Source organism: Streptomyces sp. NPDC001502, assembly GCF_042894785.1.
Taxonomy (GTDB): Bacteria; Actinomycetota; Actinomycetes; order Streptomycetales; family Streptomycetaceae; genus Streptomyces; species Streptomyces kutzneri.
Genome location: NZ_JBIAVW010000009.1, coordinates 43,192 through 55,425, shown reverse-complemented (window position 1 = coordinate 55,425; position 12,234 = coordinate 43,192). Strand labels below are relative to the sequence as shown.

18 protein-coding genes are annotated in these 12,234 nt (G+C 66.8%); all 18 read right to left on the bottom strand.

Annotated features, from left to right (window positions below):
• Window positions 1-28 precede the first annotated feature (28 nt).
• The 18 genes from ACFY0D_RS17465 to ACFY0D_RS17380 all read right to left on the bottom strand — a co-directional run bounded on the left by ACFY0D_RS17465 (window position 29) and on the right by ACFY0D_RS17380 (window position 12,230).
• Window positions 29-1,657: an ABC-F family ATP-binding cassette domain-containing protein gene (locus ACFY0D_RS17465; protein WP_390799120.1), complete on the bottom strand. Its 1,629-nt coding sequence runs from the start codon at window positions 1,655-1,657 to the stop codon at window positions 29-31.
• A gap of 56 nt (window positions 1,658-1,713) precedes the next feature.
• Window positions 1,714-2,565 carry a tRNA pseudouridine(38-40) synthase TruA gene (truA, locus tag ACFY0D_RS17460; protein WP_390799119.1) on the bottom strand — a complete coding sequence of 284 codons (852 nt, stop codon included), beginning with the start codon at window positions 2,563-2,565 and terminating at the stop codon, window positions 1,714-1,716.
• A 110-nt stretch (window positions 2,566-2,675) separates the two neighbouring features.
• Entirely contained in the window at window positions 2,676-3,137 is a 462-nt protein-coding gene (gene rplQ, locus ACFY0D_RS17455) for a 50S ribosomal protein L17 (protein WP_030008477.1), read from the bottom strand.
• A gap of 141 nt (window positions 3,138-3,278) precedes the next feature.
• The gene (locus tag ACFY0D_RS17450) at window positions 3,279-4,301 is read right to left on the bottom strand and encodes a DNA-directed RNA polymerase subunit alpha (protein ID WP_008739666.1); all 1,023 of its coding nucleotides are present in this window, start codon (window positions 4,299-4,301) and stop codon (window positions 3,279-3,281) included.
• A 198-nt stretch (window positions 4,302-4,499) separates the two neighbouring features.
• The gene (gene rpsK, locus ACFY0D_RS17445) at window positions 4,500-4,904 is read right to left on the bottom strand and encodes a 30S ribosomal protein S11 (RefSeq protein ID WP_003956432.1); all 405 of its coding nucleotides are present in this window, start codon (window positions 4,902-4,904) and stop codon (window positions 4,500-4,502) included.
• Between the two features lie 54 nt (window positions 4,905-4,958).
• Window positions 4,959-5,339: a 30S ribosomal protein S13 gene (gene rpsM / locus ACFY0D_RS17440; protein WP_007265919.1), complete on the bottom strand. Its 381-nt coding sequence runs from the start codon at window positions 5,337-5,339 to the stop codon at window positions 4,959-4,961.
• Between the two features lie 201 nt (window positions 5,340-5,540).
• Window positions 5,541-5,654 (bottom strand): 50S ribosomal protein L36, encoded by a 114-nt coding sequence (gene rpmJ, locus ACFY0D_RS17435; protein ID WP_003956441.1) that lies wholly within the window; start codon window positions 5,652-5,654, stop codon window positions 5,541-5,543.
• Between the two features lie 73 nt (window positions 5,655-5,727).
• Entirely contained in the window at window positions 5,728-5,949 is a 222-nt protein-coding gene (gene infA, locus ACFY0D_RS17430) for a translation initiation factor IF-1 (protein ID WP_003956442.1), read from the bottom strand.
• 138 nt (window positions 5,950-6,087) lie between these two features.
• The gene (gene map, locus ACFY0D_RS17425) at window positions 6,088-6,939 is read right to left on the bottom strand and encodes a type I methionyl aminopeptidase (RefSeq protein ID WP_390799118.1); all 852 of its coding nucleotides are present in this window, start codon (window positions 6,937-6,939) and stop codon (window positions 6,088-6,090) included.
• A 103-nt stretch (window positions 6,940-7,042) separates the two neighbouring features.
• Window positions 7,043-7,690: an adenylate kinase gene (locus ACFY0D_RS17420; RefSeq protein WP_390799117.1), complete on the bottom strand. Its 648-nt coding sequence runs from the start codon at window positions 7,688-7,690 to the stop codon at window positions 7,043-7,045.
• Complete coding sequence (gene secY, locus ACFY0D_RS17415; protein WP_390799116.1) at window positions 7,690-9,003, bottom strand: preprotein translocase subunit SecY; 1,314 nt, start codon at window positions 9,001-9,003, stop codon at window positions 7,690-7,692. Before secY ends, ACFY0D_RS17420 begins: the two co-directional genes overlap by 1 nt.
• A 187-nt stretch (window positions 9,004-9,190) precedes the next feature.
• A complete protein-coding gene (rplO, locus tag ACFY0D_RS17410; RefSeq protein ID WP_030008473.1) occupies window positions 9,191-9,646 on the bottom strand; it encodes a 50S ribosomal protein L15 in 456 nt (151 codons plus the stop codon).
• A gap of 1 nt (window position 9,647) precedes the next feature.
• Window positions 9,648-9,830 (bottom strand): 50S ribosomal protein L30, encoded by a 183-nt coding sequence (rpmD, locus tag ACFY0D_RS17405; protein WP_005313525.1) that lies wholly within the window; start codon window positions 9,828-9,830, stop codon window positions 9,648-9,650.
• Window positions 9,830-10,432: a 30S ribosomal protein S5 gene (gene rpsE, locus ACFY0D_RS17400; RefSeq protein ID WP_030388857.1), complete on the bottom strand. Its 603-nt coding sequence runs from the start codon at window positions 10,430-10,432 to the stop codon at window positions 9,830-9,832. The genes rpmD and rpsE overlap by 1 nt, the downstream gene beginning before the upstream one ends.
• Window positions 10,433-10,477: 45 nt before the next feature.
• Window positions 10,478-10,861 carry a 50S ribosomal protein L18 gene (rplR, locus tag ACFY0D_RS17395; protein ID WP_008739696.1) on the bottom strand — a complete coding sequence of 128 codons (384 nt, stop codon included), beginning with the start codon at window positions 10,859-10,861 and terminating at the stop codon, window positions 10,478-10,480.
• A 2-nt stretch (window positions 10,862-10,863) separates the two neighbouring features.
• The gene (gene rplF, locus ACFY0D_RS17390) at window positions 10,864-11,403 is read right to left on the bottom strand and encodes a 50S ribosomal protein L6 (protein WP_030388858.1); all 540 of its coding nucleotides are present in this window, start codon (window positions 11,401-11,403) and stop codon (window positions 10,864-10,866) included.
• Between the two features lie 20 nt (window positions 11,404-11,423).
• Window positions 11,424-11,822, bottom strand: coding sequence for a 30S ribosomal protein S8 (gene rpsH / locus ACFY0D_RS17385; RefSeq protein ID WP_007265911.1), 399 nt, complete (start codon window positions 11,820-11,822; stop codon window positions 11,424-11,426).
• 222 nt (window positions 11,823-12,044) lie between these two features.
• On the bottom strand, window positions 12,045-12,230 hold the full coding sequence (locus ACFY0D_RS17380; protein WP_003956452.1) for a type Z 30S ribosomal protein S14: 186 nt from the start codon (window positions 12,228-12,230) through the stop codon (window positions 12,045-12,047).
• Between the last annotated feature and the right edge of the window lie 4 nt (window positions 12,231-12,234).

The following is a 12,234-nucleotide window of genomic DNA, read 5'->3' as shown; positions in this document are numbered from 1 at the left end:
ACTCGACCGAGGGGGCCACGGTCTCCCCCTAGCGCTTGCGTTCGACTCTACGTTCGTCCCAGACGGGTTCCTGAGTCTCCCGCACAACACCGTCCGAACCGAAGACCAGGTAACGGTCAAATGTGCGCGCGAACCACCGGTCGTGCGTGACGCACAGCACAGTGCCGTCGTACGCCTCCAGTCCGTCCTGCAGGGCCTCCGCCGACTCCAGGTCCAGGTTGTCCGTCGGCTCGTCCAGCAGCAGCGCCGTGGTGCCCGCCAGCTCCAGCAGCAGGATCTGGAAGCGCGCCTGCTGCCCGCCCGAGAGCTTCTCGAACGGCTGGTCGCCCTGACGCTCCAGCTCGTACCGGCGCAGGGCGCCCATCGCCTGTCCCAGGGGCTTCGCCGCCTCCGTCCACAGGATGTCGACGAGGGTCCGCCCGAAGAGCTCCGGGTGGGCGTGGGTCTGTGCGAAGTGGCCGGGAACCACCCGGGCGCCCAGCTTCCACGTGCCCGTGTGCTTGACGTCCTCACCGGCCATCAGGCGCAGGAAGTGCGACTTGCCCGAGCCGTTCGAGCCGAGGACCGCGACCCGCTCCCCGTAGAAGACCTCCAGGGAGAAGGGCTTCATCAGGCCGGTCAGCTCCAGGTTCTCCACGGTCAGGGCGCGCACGCCCGTACGCCCGCCCTTGAGCCGCATCCGGATGTCCTGCTCCCGCGGCGGCTCAGGCGGCGGGCCGGCCTCCTCGAACTTCTGGAAGCGGGTCTGCATCGCCCGGTACCGCGAGGCCATGTCGGGGCTGCTCGCGGCCTGGTTGCGCAGCCGCAGCACCAGTGCCTTCAGCCGCGCGTGCTCCTCGTCCCAGCGCCGCTTGAGCTCCTCGAAGCGCGCGAAGCGCTCCTTGCGGGCGTCGTGGTACGTGGCGAAGCCGGCGCCGTGCACCCAGACGTCGGAGCCCGTCGGGCTCGCCTCCAGGCTGATGATCTTCTCGGCGGCCTGCGTCAGCAGCTCCCGGTCGTGGGAGACGAAGAGCACCGTCTTGCGGGTGGCCTTCAGCTGCTCCTCCAGCCAGCGCTTGCCGGGGACGTCCAGATAGTTGTCCGGCTCGTCGAGGAGCAGCACCTCGTCGGGCCCGCGCAGCAGCGCCTCCAGCACGAGGCGCTTCTGCTCACCGCCCGACAGCGTGCGCACCTCGCGGAACTGCGCGGAGTCGTACGGAATCGCCAGCGCGGCCATGGTGCAGACGTCCCACAGCGTCTCCGCCTCGTACCCCTGGACGTCCGCCCAGTCGCTCAGCGCCTGCGCGTAGGCCATCTGGGCGGCCTCGTCGTCCACCGTCAGGATCAGCTGCTCGGCGCGGTCCACCGCCTTGGCGGCCTCCCGGATGCGCGGCTGGGCCACCGAGACCAGCAGGTCCCGTACGGTCGTCTCGTCCCGCACCGAGCCCACGAACTGCGACATCACGCCGAGACCGCCGGAGACGGTGATCCCGCCGCCGTGCGGCTGGAGCTCGCCGGAGATCATCTTCAGCAGGGTGGTCTTGCCGGCCCCGTTCGCCCCGACGAGCGCGGCGACCGACCCCTCCCCCACGCGGAAGGAGACGTCAGGGAGCAGTACCCGCCCGTCGGGAAGGTAGTACTCCAGGTGGCTGGCTTCGAGATGTCCCATGCCGGGCATTGTCCCGGTCCGGCGCCGATCCGCCCAAACGGATTAGCCGGACGCGTGCGGGGCTGTCAGCAGCAGCCGGCGCCCGGCAGGGTCCGCACGTTGCGCGCTTCCTTGCTGCGGGCGGCCAGCAGCTCGTCCGCCGGGTAGCCGACCTCCTCCAGGGTCAGCCCGTGCGGCTTGACCACGTGCACCGAGGAGTCCCGTACGCCGGCTGCCAGCACCTTGCCGGGCCAGTCGGTGGGCCGGTGCCCGTCGCCGACGTGCAGCAGGGCTCCCACCAGCGAGCGGACCATGTTGTGGCAGAAGGCGTCGGCGCGGACGGTCGCGGTGATGATCCCGTCCTCGGCGCGCTCCCAGCCGAGCTGCTGGAGGGTACGGATGGTCGTGGCGCCCTCGCGCTTCTTGCAGTACGCGGCGAAGTCGTGCTCGCCGAGCAGCGGGGCCGCGGCCTCGTTCATGGCGTCCACGTCGAGCGGCCACTGGTGCCAGAGCACGTGCCCGCGGCGCAGCGGGTCGACGCCGCCCTGGTGGTCGCCGACGCGATAGGCGTAGCGGCGCCAGACGGCCGAGAAACGCGCGTTGAAGCCCTCGGGGGCCTCGGCCACCTTCCACACCCGTACGTCGTGCGGGAGGCGGCCCGCGAGGCGGCGCAGCAGCTTGTCGTGGTGCTCGGCCCACACCTCCTCGGCGAGGTCGAACTGGGCGACCTGCCCGCGGGCGTGCACGCCCGCGTCGGTCCGCCCGGCCACGGTCAGCTCGACCGGCTCCGACAGCCGCATCACGGTCTGCAGGGCCGACTCCAGCTCGCCCTGGACGGTCCGCAGCACGCGCTGCTTCGCCCAGCCGGAGAAGTCCTTGCCGTCGTAGCTCAGGTCCAGCCGCACCCGGACGTGCCCGGGCTCCACCTCGTCACTCACGTGACCGATCCTCTCAGAAAGCCGATACCGCCAGGCAAAAGCAGAACGGGCCCGCCCCGGAAGGGGGCGGGCCCGTTCAGAGCCGTTCAAGCAAGCGTGATCCCGGGGGATCAGGCCTCCTTGGTCTCCTCGGCGGGGGTCTCGACAGCCTCCGCCTCCTTGACCGCGCGCTTGGTGGCGGCCTCGGCCTCACCGGTGGCCTGCTGGGCGACCGTGAGGGCCTCGACCAGCTCGATCACGGCCATCGGGGCGTTGTCGCCACGACGGTTGCCGATCTTGGTGATGCGCGTGTAACCACCGGGGCGGTTCTCGTAGCGCGGGGCGATCTCGGTGAACAGCGTGTGCACGATGCTCTTGTCCGTGATCGTCTGCAGCACCAGGCGACGGTTGTGGATGTCGCCCTTCTTGGCCTTGGTGACCAGACGCTCGGCGTAGGGACGCAGGCGGCGGGCCTTGGCCTCGGTGGTGGTGATGCGGCCGTGCTCGAAGAGCGACTTCGCGAGGTTCGCGAGGAGGTGCTTCTCGTGCGCGGCGGAACCGCCCAGACGGGCACCCTTTGCGGGACGCGGCATGGTGTAACTCCTTCATATCTGCACCGGCCGTGTCAGGTACCGGTGTCAGTTCCCCCGAGGCGGATGCCGCGGGAAAGTTTTCGGTTCAAACCCGGCCGGCGACCCAGGCCAAAGGCCTCAGCCGCCGGCGGCGGGGGTGAATCAGTACTGCTCGGTCTCGACGAAACCGGCGTCCGCGTCGTCGTCGGCGCCGAAGGCGTCGGCGGCGGCGGTCGGGTCGAATCCGGGCGGGCTGTCCTTGAGGGCCAGGCCCATGCCGGCCAGCTTCGCCTTGACCTCGTCGATCGACTTCGCACCGAAGTTGCGGATGTCGAGCAGGTCGGCCTCGGAGCGGGCGACGAGCTCACCCACGGAGTGGATGCCCTCGCGCTTGAGGCAGTTGTACGAGCGGACCGTGAGCTCAAGCTCCTCGATCGGCAGCGCCAGGTCGGCGGCCAGGGCCGCGTCCGTCGGCGAGGGGCCCATGTCGATGCCCTCGGCGTCGATGTTGAGCTCGCGCGCCAGACCGAACAGCTCGACCAGGGTCTTACCGGCGGACGCCATGGCGTCACGCGGGCGCATGGCCTGCTTGGTCTCGACGTCGACGATCAGCTTGTCGAAGTCGGTGCGCTGCTCGACTCGGGTCGCCTCGACCTTGTAGGTGACCTTGAGGACCGGGCTGTAGATGGAGTCGATCGGGATACGGCCGATCTCCTGGCCCAGCTGCTTGTTCTGGACGGCGGAGACGTAGCCGCGACCGCGCTCGACGGTCAGCTCCATCTCCAGCTTGCCCTTGCCGTTGAGCGTGGCGAGGACCAGGTCCGGGTTGTGCACCTCGACACCGGCCGGGGGCGCGATGTCGGCAGCGGTGACCAGGCCGGGACCCTGCTTGCGCAGGTACATCACGACCGGCTCGTCGTGCTCCGAGGAGACGACCAGCTGCTTGATGTTGAGGATGATGTCGGTGACGTCTTCCTTGACGCCCGGCACGGTGGTGAACTCGTGCAGGACGCCGTCCACGCGGATGCTGGTGACAGCGGCACCCGGGATGGAGGACAGGAGGGTACGGCGCAGGGAGTTGCCGAGGGTGTAACCGAAGCCCGGCTCCAGCGGCTCGATCACGAACCGCGAGCGGTACTCGTCGACGACCTCTTCGGTCAGCGAAGGACGCTGAGCGATAAGCATGTCTGTGTTCCTTCATTCGTGGACGCCCACTATTTGACGCCCGACGGGTACTACCAGGTACAGCAAGGGTACGGGCGGCACGTCCCCCCGAAGGGGTTCGTACCGCCCGGACACTCAAAGACGCACAGGTGCGTCCACTGCGTCAGACGCGGCGGCGCGGATCATCCCCGCGCAAGCGGGGTCGAACGCCGCCCCGGATCAGACGCGGCGGCGCTTCGGCGGGCGGCAGCCGTTGTGCGGGGTGGGGGTGACGTCCTGGATCGAGCCGACCTCAAGGCCGGTGGCCTGGAGGGAGCGGATCGCGGTCTCGCGGCCGGAGCCCGGACCCTTGACGAAGACGTCAACCTTGCGCATGCCGTGCTCCTGCGCGCGGCGGGCGGCCGACTCGGCGGCCATCTGCGCGGCGAAGGGGGTGGACTTGCGCGAGCCCTTGAAGCCGACGTGGCCGGCGGAGGCCCAGGAGATCACGTTGCCCGAGGGGTCGGTGATCGAAACGATGGTGTTGTTGAACGTGCTCTTGATGTGGGCGTGCCCGTGAGCGACGTTCTTCTTTTCCTTGCGGCGCACCTTCTTGGCAGCGCCCTGACGACCCTTGGGGGGCATCTAAATCTCCTACGGGAGGTGGTCGGTCCTACAGCGCAAGACCGCTGAACAGGACTACTTCTTGCCCGGCTTCTTCTTACCGGCGATCGCGCGACGCGGGCCCTTGCGGGTACGCGCGTTGGTGCTGGTGCGCTGACCGTGCACCGGGAGGCCGCGACGGTGGCGGATACCCTGGTAGCACTGGATCTCGATCTTGCGGCGGATGTCGCCCTGGATCTCGCGGCGGAGGTCACCCTCGGTACGGAGGTTGGCGTCCACGTACTCGCGGATCTTGACGAGGTCCTCTTCGGCCAGGTCACGAACGCGGGTGTTCGGGTTCACGCCGGTGGAGGCGAGGATCTCCTTGGACCGGGTGCGCCCGATACCGAAGACGTAGGTGAGTGCGATCTCCACGCGCTTTTCGCGCGGGATGTCAACACCGGAAACGCGTGCCATTCAATGGCTCCTGTGTGTTCGGGGGTCTTCAGCAGAACCGACCCCGACCGCCGACCACCCCGAAGTGGGGTGATGGTACGTCCGGGTCCCCGGCCCCCGCCGGAGGTGCCGCCGGCCCCGTGCAGGGCTGGGCGGGTTCTGCGTATGTACGTTTTCTTACGTCGCGCGAAGAACTGCGGAAGGCAGGTCGGTCGGCGTGCGTCAGCCCTGGCGCTGCTTGTGGCGCAGGTTGTCGCAGATGACCATGACCCGGCCGTGACGGCGGATCACCTTGCACTTGTCGCAGATCTTCTTGACGCTCGGCTTGACCTTCATGTTGGTGAGGTTCTCCGGGTCAGTGCCACCACCCGCACCGGGACGGATGCCCAGGCAGGAGTGAGAGCAAGATCTACTTGTATCGGTAGACGATCCGGCCACGCGTCAGGTCGTACGGAGAAAGCTCCACAACGACCCGGTCATCGGGGAGGATGCGGATGTAGTGCATGCGCATCTTGCCGCTGATGTGCGCGAGGACCTTGTGACCGTTCTGGAGTTCCACCTTGAACATCGCGTTCGGGAGGGACTCGATCACGGTGCCCTCGATTTCGATGGCACCTTGCTTCTTGGCCACGCTTCGCCTTTCGAATCGGCTACCTTGATCAGCTCCGTGCGCCATGCAGGCATGGAAGTGCACGAGAGCCGACGAGTCAGTCTACGTCAGGGCACCCAGAAAGACGAATCCGGAAAGTTTGCCCCAGAGTCTAGATCATTAACCGAGGGGGTCTGGAGCCGTGGTGACTCCGTACTCCGCCAGCTTCGCCTTTCCGCAGTCCGGGCTGGTCAGGACGATGGGCCCGGCCTCCGTCAGCGCGATGGAGTGCTCCCAGTGCGAGGACCAGGTGCCGTCCGTGGTGATGACCGTCCAGTCGTCCGAAAGGACCTCCGTCTGGGCGGTGCCCAGGGAGACCATGGGCTCGATCGCCAGGCAGAGGCCCGGGACCAGCTTGATCCCCTTGCCCCGCTTGCGCGAGACGTAGTTCAGCAGGTGGGGGTCCATGTGCATCTCGGACCCGATGCCGTGGCCGCCGTAGTCCTCGATGATCCCGAACTTGCCGAGGCTGTGCTCACCGGTGGAGGGACGGGGCTGGCGCTTGATGTACGTCTCGATCGCCTTCGAGATGTCCACGAGGCGGTTGCCGAGCTTCATGGCGGCGATGCCGGCCCACATGGACTCCTCGGTCACCCGGGACAGCTCCACGAGCTCAGGGGCGTGCCCGGTGCCGACGAAGGCGGTGTACGCGGCGTCGCCGTGCCAGCCGTCCACGATCGCGCCGGCGTCGATCGAGATGATGTCGCCGTCCTTGAGGACGGTCTTGTCGTCGGGGATGCCGTGGACGACGACCTCGTTCACCGAGGTGCAGATGGTCGCGGGGAAGCCGCCGTAGCCGAGGAAGTTCGACTTGGCCCCGGCGTCCTCGATGACCTTGCGGGCCACCATGTCCAGATCCCGCGTCGTGGCGCCGGGTACGGCCGCCTCACGGGTCGCAGCGTGGATCGCCGCGACGACCAGCCCTGCCTCGCGCATCTTCGCGATCTGCTCGGGGGTCTTGATCTGGACCATGGGAAATGCCTTCCACCTTCGGATCTGCGTTGTTCAGGTCTTCTCAACAGTACGGCCGCGATGTCCTGGGGACACCGCGGCCGTACCTGCGCACAAAGGGTTACTACTTCTTGAGGGCGTCCATCGCGCGCTTCGTGACGTCCGCGACCTCACCGAGGGCCGGGATGGTCACCAGCAGGCCCTGGGCCTTGTAGTAGTCGATGATCGGCTCGGTCTGCGTGTGGTAGACCTCCAGCCGGTTACGGACCGTGGCCTCGGAGTCGTCGCCGCGCTGGTACAGCTCGCCGCCGCAGGTGTCGCAGACGCCCTCGGCCTTGGCCGGGGCGTACGTCACGTGGAAGACGTGCGAGGAGTCGTTGCGGCAGATCCGCCGGCCGGCGATCCGCTTGACGACCTCCTCCTCCTCGACCTCCAGGTCGAGGACGGCGTCGAGCTTCATGCCCTCGGCCTGGAGCATCACGTCGAGCGCCTCGGCCTGCGAGACGTTGCGCGGGAAACCGTCCAGCAGGAAGCCGTTCACGGCGTCCGGCTGCTCCATACGGTCCTTCGCCATGCCGATGGTCACCTCGTCGGGAACCAGGTCGCCGGCGTCCATGTACGCCTTCGCCTGCTTGCCCAGTTCGGTGCCCTGGCTGATGTTGGCCCGGAACAGGTCGCCCGTGGAGATGTGCGGAATCGACAGGTTCTTGGCAAGGAACGCGGCCTGCGTTCCCTTGCCCGCACCGGGCGGTCCAACGAGGACGATTCGCATCAGCGGAGGAACCCTTCGTAATTACGCTGCTGGAGCTGGCTCTCGATCTGCTTCACGGTTTCCAGACCCACACCCACGATGATCAGGATGCTCGTCCCGCCGAACGGGAAGTTCTGGTTCGCTCCGAAGCCGGCCAACGCCATCGTCGGCACAAGAGCGATGAGACCCAGGTACAGCGACCCCGGCCAGGTGATCCGGTTGAGTACGTAGCTGAGGTACTCGGCGGTGGGCCGACCGGCGCGGATGCCCGGGATGAACCCACCATACTTCTTCATGTTGTCTGCAACTTCCTCGGGGTTGAACGAGATCGCCACGTAGAAGAACGCGAAGAAAACGATCAGGAGGAAGTAGGCCGCGATGTAGTACGGGTGGTCGCCCTTGACGAAGTGCTTCTGGATCCAGGTGGCCCAGCCGGCCTGGGACCCGCTGAACTGCACGACCAGTGCCGGAATGTAGAGCAGCGACGAGGCGAAGATGACGGGGATGATGCCCGCCTGGTTCACCTTGAGCGGGATGTAGGTCGAGGTACCGCCGTACGCACGGCGGCCGATCATGCGCTTCGCGTACTGGACCGGGATCCGGCGCTGCGCCTGCTCGACGAAGACCACCAGGCACACCATCGCGAGGCCGACCAGGATGACGACGCCGAACTCGACCCAGCCGTCCGCGATCTTGCCCTGGAGCTTGATCTGCCAGAGGGCTCCGATGAAGCCGGCGGCGATCGAGATGAACATGAGGATCGACATACCGTTGCCGATGCCGCGGTCGGTGATGAGCTCACCGAGCCACATGACGACGCAGGTACCGGCGGTCATGGTGATCACCATGACGACCGTGGTGAAGATCGAGCGGTCGGGAACGATCTGGCTGGCGGCCTGGCAGCCCTGGAACAGGGCACCGGTGCGGGCCGTGGCGACGAGGCCCGTGCCCTGCAGGATCGCGAGCGCGACCGTCAGATAGCGCGTGTACTGAGTGATCTTCGCCGTGCCGGACTGTCCCTCTTTTTTGAGGGTCTCCAGCTTCGGGATGACCACGGTCAGCAGCTGCAGAATGATGCTCGCCGTGATGTAGGGCATGATGCCGAGCGCGAAGATCGTGATCTGCAGCAGCGCACCGCCGCTGAACATGTTGACCAGGCCGAACAGCCCATTGCTGCTGCCTGCCTGCTCCACACAGATCTGAACGTTCTTGTAGCTCACGCCGGGTACCGGGACGTGGGACCCGAGCCGGAACAGCACGATGATGCCGAGCGTGAAGAGCAGCTTCTTGCGCAGGTCGGGCGTCTTGAACGCCCGGGCGAACGCGGTGAGCACGGTGCCTCCTGCGACCCCCGCGCTACTGCGTCAGAGGTGACGGTCTGAGGGATCGACGAATACGACAAAGCAAAGGTGCACGCCACCTTACCGGCGAGTGTGCCTTCCGTGGAACGACCGACCGGGGATGCCCCATATGTGAGGCATCCCCGGTCGGGTTTCGAGCTATTCAGCCACTGAAATCGTCTTAGACGAGCTCGGTGACGGTGCCGCCGGCAGCGGCAATCTTCTCCTTGGCGGAGGCGGAGACGGCGTCAACCGAAACCTGCAGCGCCACGGAGATCTCGCCCTGGCCCAGGACCTTGACGAGGCTGTTCTTGCGAACCGCGCCCTTGGCGACCAGGTCGGCCACCGTGACCTCTCCACCCTCGGGGTAGAGAGCGCCGAGCTTGTCCAGGTTCACGACCTGGAACTCGGTGCGGAACGGGTTCTTGAAGCCCTTGAGCTTCGGCAGGCGCATGTGGAGGGGCATCTGCCCACCCTCGAAGCGCTGCGGGATCTGGTAACGGGCCTTCTGGCCCTTCGTACCACGACCGGCCGTCTTACCCTTCGACGCCTCACCACGACCGACACGGGTCTTCGCGGTCTTGGCGCCGGGGGCGGGACGGAGGTTGTGGGCCTTCAGCGGGCTGTTCTCAGCCATGTTAGTCAACCTCCTCAACCGTCACGAGGTGGCGGACGGTGTGCACCATTCCGCGGAACTCGGGGCGGTCCTCCTTGACGACCACGTCGTTCAGGCGCTTGAGCCCGAGCGAACGCAGAGTGTCGCGGTGGTTCTGCTTGCTGCCGATGTACGACTTCGTCTGCGTGATCTTGAGGCGAGCCATTACGCACCCGCCCCGGCACGTGCACGAAGCAGAGCCGCGGGGGCGACGTCCTCGAGGGGCAGACCACGGCGAGCCGCGATCTCCTCGGGACGCTGCAGGCCCTGGAGGGCCGCCACGGTCGCGTGCACGATGTTGATCGCGTTGTCGGAGCCCAGGGACTTCGACAGGATGTCGTGAACGCCGGCGCACTCCAGAACGGCGCGCACCGGGCCACCGGCGATAACACCGGTACCGGGGGAAGCAGGCTTCAGCAGGACGACGCCCGCAGCCTTCTCGCCCTGGATCGGGTGAGGGATGGTGCCCTGGATGCGCGGAACCTTGAAGAAGTTCTTCTTCGCTTCCTCGACACCCTTGGCGATGGCCGCGGGAACTTCCTTGGCCTTGCCGTAACCGACACCTACAGTGCCGTCACCGTCGCCCACCACGACCAGCGCGGTGAAGCTGAAGCGGCGACCACCCTTGACAACCTTGGCGACGCGGTTGATCGCGACAACGCGCTCAACGTAAGCGGTCTTCTCGGCGGCAGGGCCACCGTCGCGACCCTTCCGGTCCCGCCGCTCGCCGCCACCGGCACCGCTTCCGCGGCGCTGGGGTCCAGCCATTGGATTACCTCTCTCTGTTACGTCCGTGAGTCCCGGAACCGGGGCTTAGAACTTCAGCCCGGCTTCGCGGGCGGCGTCAGCCAGAGCGGCAATGCGCCCGGCGTATCGGTTGCCACCGCGGTCAAAGACAACGGTCTCGACGCCGGCAGCCTTCGCACGCTCGGCCACGAGCGCGCCGACGGCCTGGGCCTGGGCGCTCTTGTCGCCTTCGCCACCGCGGATCGAGGTGTCCAGGGTCGACGCGGACGCCAGGGTGTGACCCTGGAGGTCGTCGATGACCTGAGCAACGATGTTGCGGTTCGAACGCGTCACGACGAGGCGCGGACGCTCCGCCGTACCCGACACGTTCTTGCGAATGCGGATGTGGCGGCGAGCCTTGGCAGCGCGCTTGTACGCGTCGCCCTTGGCGATCTTCACACCGTATGCCATGGCTACTTACCAGCCTTTCCGACCTTGCGGCGGATGACTTCGCCGGCGTACTTGACACCCTTGGCCTTGTACGGGTCGGGCTTCCGCAGCTTGCGGATGTTGGCGGCGACCTCGCCGACCTTCTGCTTGTCGATGCCCTCGACCGAGAACTTGGTCGGCGACTCGACCTTGAAGGAGATGCCCTCGGGCGCCTCCACCAGGATCGGGTGGCTGTAACCCAGCTGGAACTCCAGGTTGGAGCCCTTCGCCAGGACACGGTAACCGACACCGCTGATCTCGAGAGCCTTGACGTATCCCGTGGTCACACCGGTGATCATGTTCGCCACCAGCGTGCGGGACAGGCCGTGCAGGGCCTTGTTCTGACGCTCGTCGTTCGGACGGGTGACGTTCAGAACGCCGTCCTCGCCCTTCACGACGGCGATGGGAGCCTTAACGGTGTGGGAGAGGGAACCCTTGGGGCCCTTCACCGCGACCGTGCTGCCATCGATGGTGACGTCCACACCGGCGGGAACCTGGATGGGGAGCTTGCCGATTCGCGACATTGCTTTTCCTCCGTTCCCGACTACCAGACGTAGGCGAGGACTTCCCCACCTACGCCCTTCTTGCCTGCCTGCTGGCCGGTGAGCAGACCGTGCGACGTGGAGATGATCGCCACGCCCAGGCCGCCGAGCACCTTCGGCAGGTTGGTGGACTTCGCGTACACGCGCAGACCGGGCTTCGAGATCCGCTTGATGCCCGCGATGGAGCGCTCACGGTTCGGCCCGAACTTCAGCTCGAGGACGAGGTTCTTGCCGACCTCGGCGTCCTCGACCTTCCAGCCGGTGATGAAACCCTCCTGCTTGAGGATCTCTGCGATGTGCGACTTGATCTTGCTGTGCGGCATCACGACGGTGTCGTGGTACGCCGAGTTAGCGTTACGCAGACGGGTCAGCATGTCTGCGATCGGGTCAGTCATGGTCATGAAGTGGCCTTCGGCCTCTCTCGCCGGGGTTTCCTGTATGCGCCATCCCTCTCCCCACTCAGTGGCGGGACGGGTGCGGTGCGGGGACCTACGGCGTAGTAAGTCGATAGGGCGGTGGACGCCCAACCCCACAAGCCTACGGCATGCGGTGCTGGGCACCCACCGACCAGATGCTTACCGAGAGTCTCTGGTACTTCCCAAGTCCTTACGGACGGAAGGGAATTACCAGGAGCTCTTGGTCACGCCCGGCAGCTCGCCACGGTGAGCCATCTCACGAAGGCACACGCGGCACAGGCCGAACTTGCGGTACACGGAGTGGGGGCGACCGCAGCGCTGGCAGCGGGTGTACGCACGCACACCGAACTTGGGCTTACGGGCAGCCTTCGCGATGAGAGCCTTCTTCGCCATCTCG